At 64.4% G+C, this 18,490-nt stretch carries 17 protein-coding genes and 1 tRNA gene; 16 read left to right on the top strand and 2 right to left on the bottom strand.

Annotated elements, in window-relative coordinates; genetic code table 11:
- The first annotated feature begins 17 nt into the window (after window positions 1-17).
- The 7 genes from NSE01_RS13610 to NSE01_RS13640 are packed head-to-tail and all read left to right on the top strand — an operon-like array spanning window position 18 to window position 5,006.
- The gene (locus NSE01_RS13610) at window positions 18-824 is read left to right on the top strand and encodes a fumarylacetoacetate hydrolase family protein (RefSeq protein WP_147160189.1); all 807 of its coding nucleotides are present in this window, start codon (window positions 18-20) and stop codon (window positions 822-824) included.
- Window positions 817-1,602, top strand: a complete 786-nt coding sequence (locus NSE01_RS13615; RefSeq protein WP_147160190.1) for a fumarylacetoacetate hydrolase family protein — start codon at window positions 817-819, stop codon at window positions 1,600-1,602. The genes NSE01_RS13610 and NSE01_RS13615 overlap by 8 nt, the downstream gene beginning before the upstream one ends.
- Window positions 1,602-1,820 carry a tautomerase family protein gene (locus NSE01_RS13620; RefSeq protein ID WP_147160191.1) on the top strand — a complete coding sequence of 73 codons (219 nt, stop codon included), beginning with the start codon at window positions 1,602-1,604 and terminating at the stop codon, window positions 1,818-1,820. The genes NSE01_RS13615 and NSE01_RS13620 overlap by 1 nt, the downstream gene beginning before the upstream one ends.
- Complete coding sequence (locus NSE01_RS13625) at window positions 1,820-2,743, top strand: acetaldehyde dehydrogenase (acetylating) (RefSeq protein ID WP_147160192.1); 924 nt, start codon at window positions 1,820-1,822, stop codon at window positions 2,741-2,743. The genes NSE01_RS13620 and NSE01_RS13625 overlap by 1 nt, the downstream gene beginning before the upstream one ends.
- Complete coding sequence (gene dmpG, locus NSE01_RS13630) at window positions 2,743-3,789, top strand: 4-hydroxy-2-oxovalerate aldolase (protein ID WP_147160193.1); 1,047 nt, start codon at window positions 2,743-2,745, stop codon at window positions 3,787-3,789. The genes NSE01_RS13625 and dmpG overlap by 1 nt, the downstream gene beginning before the upstream one ends.
- Window positions 3,790-3,796: 7 nt before the next feature.
- A complete protein-coding gene (locus NSE01_RS13635) occupies window positions 3,797-4,555 on the top strand; it encodes an SDR family oxidoreductase (RefSeq protein ID WP_147160194.1) in 759 nt (252 codons plus the stop codon).
- Between the two features lie 13 nt (window positions 4,556-4,568).
- The gene (locus NSE01_RS13640) at window positions 4,569-5,006 is read left to right on the top strand and encodes a tautomerase family protein (protein WP_147160195.1); all 438 of its coding nucleotides are present in this window, start codon (window positions 4,569-4,571) and stop codon (window positions 5,004-5,006) included.
- A gap of 80 nt (window positions 5,007-5,086) precedes the next feature.
- On the opposite strand, the gene NSE01_RS13645 is transcribed toward NSE01_RS13640, so the two are convergent.
- Window positions 5,087-5,160, bottom strand: a tRNA-Gly gene (locus NSE01_RS13645).
- A gap of 230 nt (window positions 5,161-5,390) precedes the next feature.
- On the opposite strand from NSE01_RS13645, the gene NSE01_RS13650 reads away from it, so the two are divergent.
- From NSE01_RS13650 to NSE01_RS13680, 7 genes are all read left to right on the top strand, one after another.
- A complete protein-coding gene (locus NSE01_RS13650) occupies window positions 5,391-6,092 on the top strand; it encodes a glutathione binding-like protein (RefSeq protein WP_147160196.1) in 702 nt (233 codons plus the stop codon).
- Entirely contained in the window at window positions 6,089-6,709 is a 621-nt protein-coding gene (locus NSE01_RS13655) for a 2-hydroxychromene-2-carboxylate isomerase (protein WP_147160197.1), read from the top strand. The genes NSE01_RS13650 and NSE01_RS13655 overlap by 4 nt, the downstream gene beginning before the upstream one ends.
- A gap of 77 nt (window positions 6,710-6,786) precedes the next feature.
- Window positions 6,787-8,469: a magnesium-protoporphyrin IX monomethyl ester anaerobic oxidative cyclase gene (gene bchE, locus NSE01_RS13660; RefSeq protein ID WP_147160198.1), complete on the top strand. Its 1,683-nt coding sequence runs from the start codon at window positions 6,787-6,789 to the stop codon at window positions 8,467-8,469.
- On the top strand, window positions 8,466-9,041 hold the full coding sequence (bchJ, locus tag NSE01_RS13665) for a bacteriochlorophyll 4-vinyl reductase (RefSeq protein WP_147160199.1): 576 nt from the start codon (window positions 8,466-8,468) through the stop codon (window positions 9,039-9,041). Before bchE ends, bchJ begins: the two co-directional genes overlap by 4 nt.
- A 72-nt stretch (window positions 9,042-9,113) precedes the next feature.
- Window positions 9,114-10,286 (top strand): iron-containing alcohol dehydrogenase, encoded by a 1,173-nt coding sequence (locus NSE01_RS13670; RefSeq protein WP_246135209.1) that lies wholly within the window; start codon window positions 9,114-9,116, stop codon window positions 10,284-10,286.
- An 8-nt stretch (window positions 10,287-10,294) separates the two neighbouring features.
- On the top strand, window positions 10,295-10,960 hold the full coding sequence (locus NSE01_RS13675) for a TetR/AcrR family transcriptional regulator (RefSeq protein WP_170233843.1): 666 nt from the start codon (window positions 10,295-10,297) through the stop codon (window positions 10,958-10,960).
- On the top strand, window positions 10,953-12,569 hold the full coding sequence (locus NSE01_RS13680) for an AMP-binding protein (RefSeq protein ID WP_174812050.1): 1,617 nt from the start codon (window positions 10,953-10,955) through the stop codon (window positions 12,567-12,569). The genes NSE01_RS13675 and NSE01_RS13680 overlap by 8 nt, the downstream gene beginning before the upstream one ends.
- A gap of 293 nt (window positions 12,570-12,862) precedes the next feature.
- Here the strand turns inward: NSE01_RS13680 and NSE01_RS13685 are convergent, their stop codons facing one another.
- Window positions 12,863-15,130, bottom strand: a complete 2,268-nt coding sequence (locus NSE01_RS13685) for a TonB-dependent receptor (protein ID WP_147160201.1) — start codon at window positions 15,128-15,130, stop codon at window positions 12,863-12,865.
- Between the two features lie 111 nt (window positions 15,131-15,241).
- On the opposite strand from NSE01_RS13685, the gene NSE01_RS13690 reads away from it, so the two are divergent.
- Window positions 15,242-17,206: a flavin-containing monooxygenase gene (locus tag NSE01_RS13690; protein ID WP_147160202.1), complete on the top strand. Its 1,965-nt coding sequence runs from the start codon at window positions 15,242-15,244 to the stop codon at window positions 17,204-17,206.
- Complete coding sequence (locus tag NSE01_RS13695; RefSeq protein ID WP_147160203.1) at window positions 17,203-18,420, top strand: serine hydrolase domain-containing protein; 1,218 nt, start codon at window positions 17,203-17,205, stop codon at window positions 18,418-18,420. Before NSE01_RS13690 ends, NSE01_RS13695 begins: the two co-directional genes overlap by 4 nt.
- Window positions 18,421-18,490 lie beyond the last annotated feature (70 nt).

Below are 18,490 nucleotides of genomic sequence, written 5' to 3' on the forward strand. Positions count from 1 at the left end.
CGCAGAGTACCGCGCCCATGGCCCTCGATCCTTCCACCATCAACCGTTTCGGAGACGAGCTCTACGCGGCGCTCGTCGACGGCCGGACGATCCCGAACCTGCGGGACCGTGCGCCCGGAATGTCCATCGTTGATGCCTATCAGGTGCAAGCGCGCATGCTTGTCCATCGGCTGGCGGCGGGCGAGACGGTCGTCGGCAAGAAGATCGGCGTCACTTCGCGCGCGGTGCAGCAAGCCATCGGCGTGTTCGAGCCCGATTTCGGCATCCTCACTTCGGCGATGGAATATGCCGATGGCGCGGAAGTGCCGTGGGAAACGCTGATCCAGCCCAAGGCCGAGGCGGAGATTGCCTTCGTGCTGAAGCGCGATCTCGTCGGCCCGGGCGTGACCGCCGCCGATGTGCTCGCCGCGACCGACCATGTGCGCGCCTGCTTCGAGATCGTCGACAGCCGGATCGATGGCTGGGACATCCGCATTCAGGATACCGTGGCGGACAACGCTTCCTGCGGCGTCTACGTACTCGGTGCCGACAAGGTCGATCCGCGCGACGTTGATCTCGCGCTGGCTGGCATGGTCGCCATGCGCAATGGCGAAGTCGTGGTGACCGGCGCGGGCGCTGCGGTGCAGGGCTCGCCGCTCAATGCCGTTGCCTGGCTTGCCAACACGCTGGGCCGCCTCGGCACGCTGCTGCTCGCGGGCGAGACCATCCTGTCCGGCGCGCTCGGACCGATGTTCGCCATCGAACCCGGCGACCGGCTGACCATGAAGGTCGGCGGGATCGGTGCCTGTTCCATCGCCTTCTCGCGGGAGAGCGTCCATGCTTGAGCCCGGTGCCGCTGCCCTGATCGCAGCCGACGTCGATCACGCGCAGACCCATGCGCACACCATGCCCAAGATATCCGATGCACATCCCGGGATGACCATCGACGACGGGTATGATGTGCAGGACGCGCTGCTCGGCCGCTGGGAAGCGCGTGGCCGCCAGCTCATCGGCTACAAGGCCGGCCTCACCTCGCGCGCGAAGATGGCGCAGATGGGCGTCGATGTGCCTAGCTTCGGCATGTTGATGCGCGATACCTGCGAGGCCGAGGGCGGCACGCTTTCGACCGAAGGGCTGATCCATCCGCGTGTCGAGGCCGAGATCGCGTTCGTGACTTCCGCCGATCTGGCCGGGCCGAACGTCTCGCCCGAGGAGATTCTGGCGGCGACCGACTATGTCATCCCCGCCATCGAGATCATCGACAGCCGGTTCGAGAAGTTCAAGTTCGACCTCGCCAGCGTGGTGGCCGACAATGGCTCCTCTGCGCGGTTTGTGATCGGCGGGCGCGCGCGGAGGGCGGTCGGGCTCGATCTCGATGCGGTCGGCGTCGTGCTCGAGATCAATGGCGAACCGATGGCTTTCGCGTCGAGTGGCGCGGTGCTCGGCCATCCGGTCAATGTCACGCAATTGCTCGTCGCCTGGCTCCACAGCCGCGGACGCATCCTGCCTGCAGGCAGCGTCGTCCTCACCGGCGCCGTTACCGAAGCCTTCCCCATCAAGCCGGGCGACGCCGTCTGTGCGCGCTTTCAGGACATGGGGTCCATCAACGTCAGGATCGCGTAATGCCGATTATCTCCGTCGTGATCGCCGAAGGGCGCACCACAGCCATGAAGCGCCGGTTCATTCGGGCCATCACGGAAGCCACGGTCGAGGCGCTGGGCGTCAAGCCGGATCAGGTCCGCGTGATGCTCAACGAACTGCCGCTGGGCCACTATGCTGTGGCCGGAGAAACCTTCGCCGAACGGGCGGAAAATGCCGCGACAATCAAGGAGGCTTCGTGATGAGCAAGATCAAGTGCGCCATTATCGGGCCGGGCAATATCGGCACCGACCTGCTCTACAAGCTGCTCCGCTCCGAAGTGCTTGAACCGGTGTGGATGGTCGGCGTCGATCCGACATCGGCGGGCCTTGCTCGTGCGCGCGAGCTTGGCCTGAAGACCACCGAGGAAGGCGTGGACGGCCTGCTGCCGCACGTGCTGGAAGACGGCATCCGCATCGCCTTTGATGCGACCTCGGCGTATGTCCACGCGGAAAACAGCCGCAAGCTCAATGAACTGGGCGTGGTGATGATCGACCTCACCCCCGCCGCGATCGGCCCGCTCTGTGTGCCGCCGGTGAACCTTGCGGCGCTCGCCGAGCAGTCGGTCGCCAACGTCAACATGGTAACCTGTGCCGGGCAGGCGACGATCCCGATGGTCGCCGCCGTCAGCCGCGTGCAGTCAGTCGATTACGCCGAGATCATCGCCACGGTCGCCTCGAAGTCCATCGGACCGGGCACGCGCAAGAACATCGACGAGTTCACCCGCACCACCTCGGGCGCGGTTGTGAAGGTTGGCGGCGCAAAGCAGGGCAAGGCGATCGTGGTCATCAACCCGGCCGAACCGCCGCTGATGATGCGCGACACCGTCTACTGCGAAACGGCGGACGAGCCGGATCAGGCAGCGATCACCCAGTCGGTCCACGCCATGATCGCCGAAGTGCAGAAGTACGTGCCCGGCTACCGGCTCAAGAACGGGCCCACCTTCGATGGCCGCAAGGTGGCCATCTTCCTTGAGGTCGAAGGGCTGGGTGACTTCCTGCCCAAGTATGCGGGCAACCTCGACATCATGACCGCCGCAGGAGCGCGCACCGCCGAACTGTTTGCGCGGCACATGCTTGATGGCACCTTCAGCCTTGCCGCCCCTGCCAGCATGGAGACTGTGTGATGACGCTTGAAGAACAGGTGCGCGGCAAGAAGGTCAAGCTGCACGACATGTGCTTGCGCGATGGCATGCACTCGATGCGGCACCAGATTTCGGTCGAGCAGATGATCGACATCTCGACCGGGCTCGATGCTGCCGGGGTGCCGTTCATGCAAGTGACGCACGGTGACGGCCTCGGCGGTTCCTCGCTCAACTACGGGCGCGGCAAGCACACCGATCAGGAATACATCTCCGCCGTCGCCTCGCGCGTAAAGAACGCGGTCGTCTCGGTGCTCCACGTTCCCGGCATCGGCACGCTCGATGAACTGCGCATGGCGGCAGACAACGGCGCGGGCTGCGTCCACGTCGCCTCGCACTGCACCGAGGCGGACGTTACCGAGCAGCACATCGGCCTTGGCCGCAAGCTCGGCATGGACACCGTCGGCTTCCTGATGATGGCGCACATGACCACACCCGAAGCGCTGGTCGAGCAGGCGCTGCTGATGGAAGGCTACGGCGCGACTACGGTCTACTGCGTCGACAGCGCGGGCTACATGCTGCCCGACGATGTCACCGCCCGCGTCGGCGCGCTGCGCAGCGTGCTGCAGGCCGAAACGGAGATCGGCTTCCACGGCCACCACAACCTCGGCATGGGCATCGCCAATTCGCTTGCCGCCATCGCTTCGGGCGCGACCCGTGTCGATGGTTCGGCTGCGGGCTTCGGCGCGGGCGCGGGCAACACCCCGCTCGAGGTCTTCGCCGCGGTGTGCGACCGGCTCGGCATCGAAACCGGGATCGACACGTTCAAGCTGATGGACGTTGCCGAAGAGCGCGTGCTGCCGATGATGGCCAAGCCTCCGCGCGCGGACCGCGATGCGCTGACGCTGGGCTATGCCGGTGTCTATTCGACCTTCCTCTACTTCGCCAAGGATGCCGAGCGGAAGTACGGCCTGCCAGCGCGCGAGCTGCTGGTCGAACTGGGCCGCCTCAAGATGATCGGCGGACAGGAAGACATGATCGAGGACACCGCGCTGACCATGGCGCGGGCGCGCGGCCTGCTTCCGGCCTGATCCGGCGATGGGGCCTCGTCAGGAGCACGCCGTTGTCGTGGGCGCGGGCGGCACTTTCGGAAGCGCGATTGCCGCAAGGCTGGCGGCGCAAGGGCTGTCGGTGATCGGCATCGGCCGTAGCGAGGCCCCGCTTGCCGCGCTGGCCGAAACCATCGGCGAAGGGTTCACCCCGCTGCTGGCCGACATGGGCGACGACAGCGCGATCCCGGCGATTGCCAGCACGCTTTCCTTGCCCGTTGCGATGGTTGTCCATGCGCCGGGCCTGCCGGTTGCGGGCGGCGTGCGCGATGCGCGGCCCGACCTGCTCGCTGCGGCCTGCAACATCAAGGTTGGCGGTATGCTGCGGCTGGTGCGCGGGGCCGAGGCGCGGCTGCGCTCCGGCTCGCGGCTCGTCGCCATCGGCGGACACTATGGGTTCGAACCGACCGCCTATGCCGCGACCGCCGGTGTCGCCAACGCCGCCGTTGCCAACCTCATCCGCCAGCTCAGTTGGGCGTACGGCGAACAGGGCGTGACCGCGCATCTCATTGCGCCCGGCCCGGCTGACAGCGAGCGCCTGCGCAATGTTGCCGCAGCGCGCGCCAGCCGCAACGGCAGTGATCTTGAAGACGAGCTTGACGCGATGCGCGCGGAATCCGCCATCGGCGCCTTCGTCAGCGCCGAGCAGGTGGCCTGGGCGGTTTCCACCCTGCTGGCGCCCGAAGCTGATGCACTGGCCGGATCGACGCTGTTTCTCGACGCTGGCCGTCGGCGCGGGTTGCCCTGAGGAGCGCTTTTTCATGCCCATCATCCAGTTCCATCTTGTCAGCTCGGCCTATCCTGAAACGGCCATCGACACGCTGCTGATCGAAGCCAGCCATGCCTTCGCCGCCGCGCTTTATCCCGAACTCACGCCGGTCCCGGTCGAGCGGGTGCGCGCGTTGGTTTGCGATATCGCACCGCGCCGCTGCGCGGTTGGCGGAAGGCTGGTTAGCGATGGCGCCGTGCCTGCGCCCTTCTTCACCTGCCTCACGCTCGTTGGCCGTCCCCGTGCGCAGCTTGATGCCATGATGGAAGGCCTCACCGATCTCGTCGCACGGCATCTCGCCTGCGAACGCAAGCTGGTGCGCGGGCTGATTATCCCGGTGGAAGCAGACGATTGGTATATCGCCGGCGTGGCCGCCAGCGCAGCACGTGCGGCGGAACTGGCGCAGCGCAAGGCTGGGCGTTCAGACTGATCGCCCGCGCGCCGGCGCATCAGCAAAAACCGGCTTCCGGCAATATCCGTCAAACGGCGCGGGAGACTTGGATGGCAAGCTGGAGCGGGTGAAGGGAATCGAACCCTCGTATTCAGCTTGGGAAGCTGCTGCTCTACCATTGAGCTACACCCGCTCGGGCAGCTTTTGCGCACTGCCAGCGGCGAACGCCGGAGCCGCCGTATGGCGGGATCGTCGGCGCGCATCAAGCCCCTTTGATGGGGTGGGCGCGGCGATTGTGCCAAAGGTTGCGCCAGCTTTGCCGATCACGGCGCGATCGGCACGTACGCGGGTGGGATTGCGGCGTTGCATGTCGCGTGGCGGCGTGGAATGTCTGGCGCCAGAGGATGCCGACAGGACACGGTGATGATCGAACTGCTGAGCGCGCCGACGCCCAACGGGTGGAAGATTTCCATCATGCTGGAGGAATGCGCGCTTCCCTATGAGGTGAAGTGGATCAACCTCGGCAAGGGCGAGCAGTTTGCGCCCGAGTTTCTCGCGGTGAGCCCCAACAACCGGATACCCGCGATCATCGATCATGCCCCGGCGGATGGCGGCGAGCCGGTGCCGGTGTTCGAGACGGGGGCGATCCTCTTCTATCTGGCGGAGAAGACGGGGCAATTTCTTCCTGCCGACCTGCGCGGGCGCAAGGCGGTGATGGAGTGGCTTTTCTGGCAGATCGGCGGGTTGGGGCCGATGCTGGGGCAGCATGGGCATTTTCGGCTCTATGCACCCGAACGGATTGCTTATGCGACCGACCGTTACCGGGCGGAGGCGTTGCGGCTGTATGGCGTGCTCGACCGCCAACTGGCGCGGCACGAACATGTTGCCGGGGCCGACTATTCGATTGCCGACATGGCCTGCTTTCCATGGATCCAGACGTGGAAGGCGCAAGGCATTCCGCTGGAGGAATTCGCGGCGCTGAAGGCATGGTATGACAGGTTGAAGGAACGTCCGGGCCTCCGGCGCGGAATGGCCGTGGGGCGCGAGCTGATCAACAAGCGGCCGCAGGACGATGCCGAAGCGCGGCGGGTGCTTTTCGGGATCAAGGATGAGGACAAGGTATGAGCGTGCGCGTCGAGTTTTTCTATGATCTCTCCTCGCCGTGGACGCGGCTGGCGTTTCACAACTTCCGCGCCGACATTGAAGGGCGCGATGTCACGGTAACGTGGCGGCCCTTCCTCGTTGGCGGGGTGTTCAATGCGGTGAACCAGAGCGTTTATGAAAGCCGCGCGAATCCGGATAATCCGAAGTTCCGCCTGAGCTTCGTCTGGCTCAAGGAATGGGCGCGGCTTGCAGGGTTGCGGATGAACTTTCCCTCGGAATTCCATCCGGTGAAGTCGGTCCACGCGATGCGCTTCTGCTGCGCGCTGGAGGAGCGACCTGAGGATCTGGTGCGTTTCAGTGAGGCGGCGTTCGAGGCCTATTTCGGCGACGCGCGCAATATCGACGATCCTGCCGTGCTGGAGGACATCGCCAATGCCTGCGGGCTTGATGGCGCGGCACTGCGGGCGGCTTCCGGGAGCGACGAGGTGAAGGCGCGGCTGCGCGCCAATACAGACGAGGCGATTGCGCGCGGGGCCTATGGTTCGCCGACGATCTACGTCGATGGCGCTTTCATGTACTTCGGCAACGACCAATTGCCGCTGGTGCTGCAGCGCATCGATATGGTCGCTGCTGGCTGAAAGCCCAGTTGCGCTGGATCAATGATCCAGTGTCCAAAACAATGGAGCCTTGACCTGTCAATCGGGAGTGACAGGTCATGCGCATTCTTCTCGTTCATCCGAATTACCATTCCGGCGGCGCGGAGATTGCGGGGAACTGGCCTCCTGCCTGGGCGGCCTATCTGGCAGGGGCCCTGAGGGGGGCGGGCTACGACGACGTCCACTTCATCGATGCGATGACGGACCATGTGGATGACGAGGCGCTGGAAGCGCGCATCCGCGAACTGAAACCCGATGTCGTCGGCACCACTGCGATCACACCCTCGATCTACAAGGCAGAGGAAACGCTGAAGATCGCCAAGAAGGTCTCGCCCGCGATCATCACGATGCTGGGCGGGGTCCACGCGACCTTCATGTTCAAGCAGGTGCTGACCGAAGCGCCGTGGATCGATGTGATCGTGCGCGGGGAGGGGGAGGAAATCCTGCTCGATCTGGTGCGTTCGATCGATGACGGGCGCTGGCCGGTGGCGCGCCACGAAATCCAGGGCCTCGCCTTCCTCGATGGGTCGGACATCATCGCCACCAAGGCCGCGCCGACGGTGAAGGACCTTGAAAAGATCAAGCCCGACTGGGGCATTCTGGAGTGGGGCAAGTACATCTATATCCCGCTGGGCAAGCGGGTCGCCATTCCCAACATGGCGCGCGGGTGCCCGTTCACCTGCTCGTTCTGCTCGCAGTGGAAGTTCTGGCGTGATTATCGCATCCGCGATCCCAAGGCGGTGGTCGACGAGATCGAGGGTCTCGTGAACGACCACGATGTCGGCTTCTTCATCCTTGCCGACGAGGAACCCACGATCAACCGCAAGAAGTTCATCGCCTTCTGCGAGGAACTGATCGCGCGCGGCCTGCCGGACAAGATCCAGTGGGGCATCAACACCCGCGTGACGGATATCCTGCGCGATGAGGAATACCTCGCGCTCTACCGCAAGGCGGGGCTCGTCCACGTTTCGCTCGGCACCGAGGCGGCGGCGCAGCTGAAGCTCGATCTGTTCAACAAGGAAACCACGGTCGAGCAGAACAAGAAGGCGATCCGCCTGCTGCGAGAGGCGGATATCCTCGTCGAGGCGCAGTTCATCGTGGGCCTTGAGAACGAGACGGCGGAGACGCTCGAAGAGACCTACCGCATGGCGATGGACTGGAAGCCGGACCTTGCGAACTGGTCGATGTACACGCCCTGGCCCTTCTCCAACCTGTTCGAGGAACTGGGCGACAAGGTCGAGATCCACGATTTCGACAAGTACAATTTCGTCACCCCGATCATCAAGCCTGCGGCGATGGACCGGGCCGAACTGCTCGACCGGGTGATGAACAACTACCGCCGTTTCTACATGCGGAAGGCGCTGTTTTCCTATCCGTGGCAGGGTACGGGATACCGGCGCAAATACCTGCTTGGCTGCCTCAAGGCGTTCCTCAAGGCGGGTTTCCAGCGCACGTTCTATGATCTGGGCCGGGTCAACTACTGGGGCCCGCAATCGAAGAAGGGCGTCGACTTCAAGTTCGACCGCACCCGCACCAACCACCGTGCGGAGACGGGCGACTGGAAGGCGGCGGCGGAGACCAGCCGCAAGGCGGCAAAACGCGAGGCCGTCGTCCACGAGGCGGCCGGCGTTATCAAGGCCTGCGGCGGCGGTACCGAGCAGCTGACGGACGACGAATTTGATGAATTCAACGGCGTGCCAGCGCGCGGCGATGCGCCGGGGCGGAGTGGAGCGCACATATGAGCGCGGCGCTGGGGAAAGTCGGCCCCAACGCCATCATCCAGCTGGCCGATGTGCTGGCTGACCGGATCGGGTTGGAGGAGCGCGCGGCGACACTGCATGCGGCGGGGCTGGCGAAGTATCTCGCCGCCGATCCCGAACGGATGACCGACGAGCGGGAGGCGGCTGCGCTGCACAAGGTGGTGCAGGCCCGCCGGCCCGATGAATGGGACGAGCTTTCGTGGGAGGCGGGTGAGCGGACTGCCAAGTACCTGCTGGCGAACCGCATTCCGAAGGGAGCGCAATGGCTGCTCCGGCGATTGCCGCCCACTTTGTCGGCACGGATGCTGCTGCGCTCGATCCGGGTGCATGCCTGGACCTTTGCCGGATCGGGCGATTTTTCGGCCACGATTGAGCGGGGAGCGGCGATCATCGCCATCGGCCACAATCCCATCGCCATGCCGAACTGTCCGTGGCACCGCGGCGTGTTCACGCGCCTGTTCCGCGAACTGGTCAGCCCGCACGTGCTGGTGCGCCACGAGCATTGCTGCGCGCGCGGCGATGAGGTCTGCACTTTCAGGATCGGGTGGCCCTAATCCACAGTTGACCCACATTCCATAATTGCTACCAAGCAGTATAAACAAAGCAATCATGGGAGAACGGCAGTGGTGACAGCCTCACAGGTCATGCTCACGGCAACCGAACGCGTCACGTTGGGCGTTCCGGCAGCCGAAGCGGTTGCGCAGGAAGCGGCGGCGCGCGGTGCCAAGCGCGTGTTCATCCTCGCCAGCAGCTACCTCAACCGCAAGACCGACGAGATCCGCCGGATCGAAGCCGCGCTGGGCGATCGCCACGCCGCGACGCATGATGGCATCCAGCCGCACGCGCCGCGCAGCGATGTGCTCGCCGCCGCCAATGCCGCACGCGCGGCGGGCGCCGATCTGGTCGTCACGGTGGGCGGCGGTTCGGTGACCGATGCGGGCAAGATCCTGCTCGTCTGCCTCAAGCACAACATCACCACCATCGAAGGCTTCGACGATTACCGCGTGCGGGTCGATGAAACCGGCGCGATGGTGATCCCCGATTTCGAAGGGCCGGACGTGCGCGCGATCTGCGTGCCGACGACGCTTTCGGGCGGCGAGTTCAATCCGCTTTCGGGCGCGACTGACGAGGCGATCAAGCTCAAGCAGGCCTATACCCAGCGCGAGATGGTGCCGGTCTGCGTCGTGCTTGATCCCGCGATCACGGTGCACACGCCCGAGTGGCTGTGGCTCTCGACCGGGGTGCGCTCGGTCGATCACGCGACGGAGACGCTGGCCTCGTTCCTCTCCAACGACTTCTGCGATGGCATTGCCGACAGCGCGCTGCGCCTGCTGGCCGAAGGCCTGCCGGCAGTGAAGGCGGACCCGGCTGATCTCGATGCGCGCCTCAAGTGCCAGATCGGCGCGTGGCAATCGATGATCCCGATCATCGGCGGCGTGCCGATGGGCGCCAGCCACGCCATCGGCCATGTGCTTGGCGGCACGTGCGATGTACCGCACGGCTATACCTCCTGCGTCATGTCGCCCTATGTCCAGGCGTTCAATCTCTCGGTCAATGCCGACCGCCAGAAGCGCATCAGCGCCTGCCTTGGCGATGCATCGCGCCCGGCTTCGGAGCTGCTCGACAAGCTGATCCGCGGGCTCGGCATGCCGCGCTCCTTGCGCGAGGTGGGGGTGAGCGAGAACCAGCTCCAGCTCGTTTCCGAGTATACGCTGGAAGACATCTGGGGCCGCACCAATCCGCGCACGATCACCACGGCGGCAGACGTGATGGAAATCTTGCGGACCGCGATGGGCTGATGCACAAATTGGCAGACAGCACGGATGCGGCGGACATGATGGACAAGCCGAAGAAGAAGCGCGCCGCAGCCCAGCTCAAGGATGAGATCACCGCCTACAAGAGGCGGCGCATTCTTGAGGAAGCAAGCCACTTCTTCTTCGCCAATGGCTATGAAGCGACGACGCTCGATTCCGTGGCGGAGCAGCTCAACGTTACCAAGCCCTTCATCTACTCGTACTACAAGAATAAGGGCGAGCTGCTCTACGAGATCTGCCAGACCGGCATCCAGCTTTCGCTGACGGCGCTGGAAGAAGCGCTGAGCGTGGAGGGCACGGCGAGCGAACAATTGAAGATCGTGGTGGAGCGAGTGGCGCGGATCATCATCGAGAACCAGCGCTACGTGACCGTCTACCTGCGCGAAGAGAAATGCCTGCTGCCCGAGGACGCGCGGCGCATCCGGGAGTTGCGGCACACCTTCGATACCAAGCTTGCTGCATTGCTCGAACGCGGCAAGCGCAGCGGCGAATTCGACGTGCAGCATCCCTCGCGCACTGCGATCTGGGTCTCGGGCCTCCTGAGCTGGATCGCGCTCTGGTATCACGAAGGCGGGCGCTGGTCGGCGACCGAAGTGGTGATGGACGCGATCACCATGGTGCAGAAGATGGTCCAGCCGGCAGGAGGCGCGCGTGCTTGAGTCGAAGGGGCACAGCGATCCGCGCGTGCTTGGCCGCCGCGCCTGCGTGCTGCGTTATCTGCTTGATGATTATGCGCTTTCCCAGTCGCAGGCGATCTATGCGGTGTTCGAGGACGGCGGGCAGTGGACTTATGCCGAGCTTCGCGATCTGGTCGTGCGGAAGGCGGCTGGGCTGCAGAAGCTGGGCGTGAAGCGCGGCGATCATGTCGCGGTATGGCTGCCCAACGGGCGTGAGGCGCTGATCGTGTTCTATGCGATCAACTACCTCGGCGGCGTGTTCGTGCCATTCAACACCGCCTACCGCGGCTCTATCCTCGAGCATGTTCTGGCCAATTCGGATGCCACGGTGCTGGTTGCCCACGGCGGGCTGCTCGACCGGCTGGATGGCGCGGATACGGCGGCTGTCAGCACTATCGTGCAACTGGGCGAGGGCACCGCGCCGGCGCGGTTCGCCGTCCATGCGTTCGATGATGTCAACGGCGAGGAAGCGGATCTGGTCCCGCTCGACCGGCCCATCGAGCCGTGGGACACGCAGTCCATCATCTATACCTCGGGCACGACCGGGCCTTCCAAGGGCGTGCTCTCGTCGTACCTCCACCTCTATACGAATGCCGGGCCGGAAAGCTGGCACTTCGTCACGGGTGCGGACCGCTTCCTCGTCAACATGCCGGTGTTCCACATCGGCGGGCTTGGCATTCCGTTCGTGATGCTGGCGCGCGGCGGTTCGATCGCGCTGATGGAGAACTTCTCCACCGACACCTTCTGGCATTTCGTCAAGCGCACCGGCTGCACCGTGGTGTTCCTGCTGGGCGTGATGGCAACCTTCCTCATCAAGCGCCCGCCGGGGCCGGAAGACCGCGACCACCGCGTGACCAAGGCCTTCATGGTGCCGCTCACCGAAGCCGCGGGAGAGTTCCACGAACGCTTCGGGATCGACGTCTACACTATCTTCAACATGACCGAGATTTCCTCGCCCATTGTCTCGGACGCCAATCCGGTAAAGCTGGGCACCTGCGGCAAGGTGCGCCCCGGGGTCGACGTGCGTCTGGTGGACGCCAACGACTGCGAAGTCCCCATCGGTACGGTAGGCGAGATGATCGTGCGCACCGACCGGCCCTGGGCGATGAACAGCGGCTATCACAAGAACCCGGAAGCGACCGCCAAGGCGTGGCGCAATGGCTGGTTCCACACCGGCGATGCATTCCGCTGCGACAACGAGGGGTATTTCTACTTCGTCGACCGGGTGAAGGACGCGATCCGCCGGAGGGGTGAGAACATCTCCTCGTTCGAAGTGGAAAGCGACGTCACTGCGCATCCCGATGTGCGCGAGGCGGCCGTGATCGGCGTGCCGAGCGAGTATTCGGAAGACGAGGTCATGGCCGTGATTGCCCCGGTGCCGGGCGCGAGCATCGACCCGGTCGCGCTCTCGGAATTCCTCGCCGCGCGCATGCCCTACTTCATGGTGCCGCGCTATATCCGCATCCTGCCCGAACTGCCCAAGACGCCGACCGCCAAGGTGATGAAGGCCGAACTGCGCAATGAGGGCATCACGCCCGATACGTGGGACCGCGAGAAGGCAGGGATGCGGCTGAAGAAAGAACGGCTGTAGGGCCAAATCGGCGCAGTGCAGGCTTCGTCGCCCCGTGCTTGACACGGGGTTGGGCTATTCTTCAGGCGCGGCGTGAACGAGAAAAACCAAGGCCCGGATCAAGTCCGGGCCGACGATATCATCTCATGTCATCGGGCTTTAGGGGGGTGGCACCCCAATCCCCACTCCGCTCACCCTGAACTCATCCTGAGCTCATCCTGAGCTTGTCGAAGGACGAAGCATCTGGCGCTAGCGTTGCGCCAGATGCTTCGATGAGCTCAGCATGAGCGGGGTTGGGGGTATATTTCAGCCGATTAGAAATTCACCCCCAGCGTCACGCCGTAGGTGCGCGGCGGGGCGACCGAGCCGACGCGGACGCTGCTGAACAGCGGGGCGGTGATGATGTTGTTGGTGATGACCAGCTTGTTGGCGAGGTTGCGGCCCCAGACATCGACGTAATACTTGTCGTTCGACGAAGTGAACCGCAGCCCGGCGTTGATGAGGGCATAGGGTGCCTGCGTCGCATCCGCATTGTTGAATTCGGTGAAGTAGACGCGGTCCTGCCAGTTCACTTCGGCGCGGGCGTTGAGCTTGCCGACGGTGCCGAGCGGGATGTCGTAATCGGCGCCCGCGCGGAACGAGAATTCCGGCGCGTTCTGCAGGCGGTTGCCGGCGACGCTGATCTGCTTGAACGCCTGGCGGTAATCACCGGTGACGAACTTGCGATACTTGGCGTTGAGGTAGGTGCCGAACAGTTCGAGCGTCAGGCCGGGCAGCGGCTTCGCCTTGAGCTCGGCCTCGATGCCGTAGTTGCGCGCCGAGGCGGCGTTGACCGTGGTGACGACGCTGGTCGCATCGACGAAGCCGACCTGCAGGTCGGTGTAGTCCATGTAGAACGCGGCGATGTTGGCCTGCAGCTTGCGGTCCGCCGTCGCGGTCTTGAGGCCCAGTTCGTAGCTCCAGACGTACTCGGGGTTGATCACGTCGTTGCGCGAACCGACGTTGATGACGCCTGACTTGAAGCCGCGCGTGACCGATGCGTAGAGCAGCGTGCTGTCGTTGGCCTGATAGTTCAGCGTCACGGTCGGGGTGAAGGCGTTCCAGCTCTTCGCCTTGTCGGTGTTCACGCTGCCGAGGAAGTCGAACGTGCCGACGCCCTTGCGCTTTTCATGGCTGAAGCGGCCGCCGGCGGTGATCTTGAACTTGTCGGTCAGCGCGTAGGTGCCCTGCGCATAGAAGCCCAGCGCATCGATGGTGACGGTGCCGTTCTGCAGGTAGTTGAAGCTGTCGAACGCGTTGTCGGGAACGAACGGCGGCACCTGCCCGGCGATCTTGAGCAGCACGGCAAGGTTGGTCAGCGGCACGCGCACTTCGCCGTAGAGCTTTTCGTGGAAGTAGTTCGCGCCGAACAGGATATCGAGCTTGTCGGTCTTGTAGTTGCCGACGAACTCCTGACTGAAACTCTTGCTGTCCTCGATGTAGTTGTTCTGGCCGAACATGTTGGCGTCGGACGCGTCGAGGTCGTCGCGGTTGAAGCGCTTGAACTTGTGGTACGAGGTGATCGACTTCACGTCGAGGTCACCTTTGTTCCAGTCGATCGTGCCGGTGAAGCTGTAGCCGTGGCGCTGGTTGAGGGGTTCCTGATCCGACCAGATGTTGCGGATGTTGGCCGGCTTGCCCGCAGCGGCAGCCACCGTGAACAGCGACTTGCCGCCGAGGATCGAGCCGAGCAGGTTCTCCGGCGCCACCGTCGGGCCGAAGTAGTGGAAGGCGTAGTTGCTGTCGTCTTCGTTGAAATATTCGCCGGAGAGGGTGACTTCGAGGTCTTCCGAAGGCTTGGCGACGATCGTGCCGCGCACGGCATAGGCATTGCGGTCGTCGATCTGCGCGCCGGTGAATTCGTTGATGCCGTAACCGTCGCGCTTGTCGAACTTGGCGCTGACGCGGGCCATCAGCTTGTCGCCCGCAATTGGCCCGCCGACCGCGCCTTCGAGCGCGATGGCGTTGTAGTTGCCGTAGCTGGCGCGCAGGTAGCCGTCGACGTGGTCGGTCGGCTTCTTGGTGATGAGGTTGATCGCGCCCGCCGTCGCGCCGCGGCCATAGAGCGTGCCCTGCGGCCCGCGCAGCACTTCGACGCGATCAAGGTCATAGAAGCCCGAAAGCTGGGCGGCGGGGCGGGCGATTTGTGCGCCGTCCTGCAGGAAGGCAACGCCGCCGTCTGCGCCGAGGTCGATCGAGGTGAGGCCGATGCCGCGGATGAAGATGCGGTTCACGCCAAACTGGTCGCCCACCGAAAGGTTGGGGATCGCGGTGGCGAGCGAGGCGACGTCCTTCACGCCGCCGACGCCGAGATCGGCAGCCGAGACGGCGGAGACCGAGGCGGCGACCTTCGAGAGCGATTCCGAACTGCGCGTGGCCGTCACCACGATGTCGGCGAGGCCTTCGGTCGGCTGATCGGCAGACTGGGCGGCTTCCTGCGCCACGGCAGGCGTGGCGACCAGCGCGGTTCCAGCCAGAAGCACAGCCAGCGCCGTGCGGCGAGCTGCGGAATCGAAACGAATCGATAGGTGGCGGCGAACCATGATTTTTCCCCTCATCCCTCGCAGCTTTGAAACTGCGTGCATTTTTTATCTACTGGCGCGTAGATACAGGTTCCGTTAGGTAGATGGCAAGTGATATTGAGGGAGAGTGGCTTGACCACGCTGAAAATGGAGCACCCGGCTGCATCCGGGGCCGATTCCGTGGACCTGTCGGCACTGGCCGCTGATCCTGCCGCGCTGCGCGCCGCACTGGCTGAAGCGGATCCCGCTACGCTGATGCTCGTGCTCGTGCAGCTGACCGGCGACCATGGCCTGCTCGAACGCGCCCGCCCGCACATAACCGGGCCGATGAACTATCACGAGACGATGCCCGATGACCTGCGCGCGGAAATCCGTACGCGGCTGGCGGACACGCTGCTTGATTACGCGCGGACCGGCGATCCGCTGCCGCCGCTGCCCGAAGGCGATTTTCTGCAGGAGATGCTTTCGACCGCTGTCGGCGAGCATGTCAGCGCCGACTACACTGCGATGATGCGCGAGGATCTGGAGGCTGCCCAGCCCGATCCGCGCGGGCTGATCTGGCGGCACCGTCCGGAACCTGCCGCGCTCGAACATTTCCCGGTGGTGATCATCGGCGCTGGCATGTCGGGCGTCTGCGCCGCGATCCGGCTGGGGCAGGCGGGCATTCCCTTCACGATCATCGAAAAGAACGCGGCGGTCGGCGGCAGCTGGTACGAGAACTTCTACCCCGGCTGCGGGGTCGATACGCCGAACCACTTCTATTCCTACTCGTTCGAGCTCAACCACGAATGGTCGCACTTCTTCGCCAAGCGCGAGGAGCTGTGGACCTATTTCGAACGCGCGACCGACAAGTATGGCGTGCGTGAACACATCCGCTTCGAGACCGAAGTTTCGTCCGCGACCTATGACAGCGCGAGCGGAACCTGGGATGTGGCAACGCGCGATGCATCCGGTGCGGTCACGCATCTGAAGGCGCGTGCGGTGATCTCGGCCGTCGGCGTGCTCAACCGGCCCAAGCTGCCCGATATCGAGGGGCGCGAGACTTTTGCCGGCACGGCGGTCCACACTGCGCAGTGGCAGGAAGGGCTGGACCTCAAGGGCAAACGCGTGGTGATGGTCGGCACCGGCGCTTCCGGCCAGCAGGTCGGCCCGACGATCGCGCCCGATGTCGCGAAGCTGACGATCCTCCAGCGCTCGCCGCACTGGGTGGTGCCCAATCCCAACTACTTCGCCGAAGTGTCCGAAGGCATGAAGTGGGTACTCGCCCACGTCCCGTTCTTCGCGCGGTGGTATCGGTTCCAGCTGTTCTGGGCCTTTGCGGACGGGCTCCATGCCTCGCTGCAGGTCGATCCGGCGTGGGACGATGGCGGCAAGTCGATCAATCAGGTCAACGCGCGGCACCGCCAGTTTATGGAGCGGTTCCTGCAATCGAAGCTCGCGGGGCGCGAGGACCTCATCGCCAAGTGCACGCCGAGCTATCCGCCTTATGGCAAGCGCATTCTCGTCGACAACAACTGGTACGAGATGCTGCAGCGGCCCAATGTCGATCTGCTGACAGGCGGGATCGCGAAGATCGTGCCGGAAGGCGTCGTGATGGCCGATGGCACGCTAGTCGAGGCGGATGTGATCATCTACGCGACCGGTTTTCAGGCGAGCAAGATGCTGAGCCCCATGACGATCACCGGCGAGGGTGGCCGCGATCTGCACAAGGTGTGGGGTCCGGATGATGCCACGGCCTATATCGGCACGATGGTTCCCGGTTTTCCCAACTTCTTCATGCTGATGGGCCCCAACACCGGCCTCGCGCATGGCGGGAATGTCATCTTCATCACCGAATGCCAGATGCGCCTGATCCTGACCGCGCTACGCGAAGTGCTGGAAACCGGCGCCAAGGCTATCGATGTGACGCCCGAGGCGCATGACGCCTATGTTGCCGATGTCGACGAGCGCCATGCGAGGATGGTCTGGACCCACAAGGGCCTCACCAACTGGTATCGCAACGAGGCAGGCCGCGTCTTTGCGCTGCTGCCCTACCGGCTGGTCGACTATTGGAAGATGACCAAGACCTTCAAGCCAGAGGACTTCTCCCTGAGATGAGCGCAATCGCGATTGAACTGGCCGATGGCCGCATGATTTCCGGCCACTGCGATGCGCAGTTCACCGGGGTCCTCGCCGAGTTCCGCCGCAATTTCGAGGAGCGCAAGGAAGTCGGCGCGAGCGTTGCGATCACGCTGGGCGGCCGCTCGGTCGTCGATCTCTGGGGCGGCCTCGCCAATGCGCAAACCGGCGAGGCATGGGGCCGCGACACGATCGGGATCGTCTATTCCTGCACCAAGGCGGCGACTGCGCTGTGCCTCCACATGCTCGTCGATCAGGGCAAGGTGTCCTACGAAACGTCGGTGGGCGAGATCTGGCCGGAGTTCGCGAGCGCAGGCAAGGAAGCGACCACCGTCGCCATGATGCTGTCGCACACTTCGCCCGTTCCCCATGTGCGCGAAGCGATCCGCAAGGGCGGGCTGGCCGATTGGGACTACATGACCGCGCGCGTCGCCGCAGAGGCTGCGCATTGGGAGCCGGGCACGCGGCAGGGCTATCATGGTCTGACTTATGCGTGGACGGTCGGCCAACTCGTGCGCCTCGTTGCCGGTGTGCCGATGGGGCAGTACTTCCGCGAAAACGTGGCGGGGCCGCTCGGCCTCGATTTCCACATCGGCCTGCCCGAAAGCGAGGAAGCGCGCGTCGCGCCGATGATCGCGGCCGATCCGGCGGAAGTGAATTTCGCTTCCGACTTCTTTCGCAAGGCGACGACCGAGCCGGGGAGCCTCCCCAACCTCTTCCTCACCAATCAGGGCGGCGCGAATTTCAACTCGCGCGAGATCCATGCGGCGGAGATCGGCAGCGCCAACGGCATCACCAATGCGCGCGGGCTTGCTGGTATGTATGCGCCGCTGGCAACCGGGGGCGGCAACATTGTCTCGGCCGACCGGGTGCACCGCATGGGCCGCGTCTGCGCAGCGACCCAAAGCGATGCCGTGCTCTGCCAGCCGATGCGCTTTGCCATGGGCTTCATGGCGAGCACCGACAATCGGCCGACCGGCGGCGACAGCCTGATCCTCGGCGAAAGCGCGTTCGGCCATGTCGGCATGGGGGGCAGCGTCGGCTTTGCCGATCCGGCGGCAGGCCTGAGCATGGGCTACACGATGAATCGGATGGGTGCAGGCATCCTCGTCAATACGCGCGGGCAGGCGCTGATCGATGCGGCATACCGCGCGGTGGGAATGACCTCGGACGAAAGCGGCGCGTGGCGATAGCGCCGTTGTGAGCGCACGCCAATCGCCCGATCAGGCAGCGGTTTGACTTGTGCCTCGCATATTAAGTTGT

The sequence above is a fragment of the Novosphingobium sediminis genome (assembly GCF_007991615.1).
In the GTDB taxonomy this organism is placed as follows: domain Bacteria; phylum Pseudomonadota; class Alphaproteobacteria; order Sphingomonadales; family Sphingomonadaceae; genus Novosphingobium; species Novosphingobium sediminis.

What these genes read in the sequence shown, in the direction of transcription:
- NSE01_RS13610 (WP_147160189.1), top strand. Translation starts at nt 18, where the DNA reads ATGGCCCTCGATCCTTCCACCATCAACCGTTTCGGAGACGAGCTCTAC.
- NSE01_RS13615 (WP_147160190.1), top strand. Translation starts at nt 817, where the DNA reads ATGCTTGAGCCCGGTGCCGCTGCCCTGATCGCAGCCGACGTCGATCAC.
- NSE01_RS13620 (WP_147160191.1), top strand. Translation starts at nt 1,602, where the DNA reads ATGCCGATTATCTCCGTCGTGATCGCCGAAGGGCGCACCACAGCCATG.
- NSE01_RS13625 (WP_147160192.1), top strand. Translation starts at nt 1,820, where the DNA reads ATGAGCAAGATCAAGTGCGCCATTATCGGGCCGGGCAATATCGGCACC.
- dmpG (WP_147160193.1), top strand. Translation starts at nt 2,743, where the DNA reads ATGACGCTTGAAGAACAGGTGCGCGGCAAGAAGGTCAAGCTGCACGAC.
- NSE01_RS13635 (WP_147160194.1), top strand. Translation starts at nt 3,797, where the DNA reads ATGGGGCCTCGTCAGGAGCACGCCGTTGTCGTGGGCGCGGGCGGCACT.
- NSE01_RS13640 (WP_147160195.1), top strand. Translation starts at nt 4,569, where the DNA reads ATGCCCATCATCCAGTTCCATCTTGTCAGCTCGGCCTATCCTGAAACG.
- NSE01_RS13650 (WP_147160196.1), top strand. Translation starts at nt 5,391, where the DNA reads ATGATCGAACTGCTGAGCGCGCCGACGCCCAACGGGTGGAAGATTTCC.
- NSE01_RS13655 (WP_147160197.1), top strand. Translation starts at nt 6,089, where the DNA reads ATGAGCGTGCGCGTCGAGTTTTTCTATGATCTCTCCTCGCCGTGGACG.
- bchE (WP_147160198.1), top strand. Translation starts at nt 6,787, where the DNA reads ATGCGCATTCTTCTCGTTCATCCGAATTACCATTCCGGCGGCGCGGAG.
- bchJ (WP_147160199.1), top strand. Translation starts at nt 8,466, where the DNA reads ATGAGCGCGGCGCTGGGGAAAGTCGGCCCCAACGCCATCATCCAGCTG.
- NSE01_RS13685 (WP_147160201.1), bottom strand. Translation starts at nt 15,130, where the DNA reads ATGGTTCGCCGCCACCTATCGATTCGTTTCGATTCCGCAGCTCGCCGC.
- NSE01_RS13695 (WP_147160203.1), top strand. Translation starts at nt 17,203, where the DNA reads ATGAGCGCAATCGCGATTGAACTGGCCGATGGCCGCATGATTTCCGGC.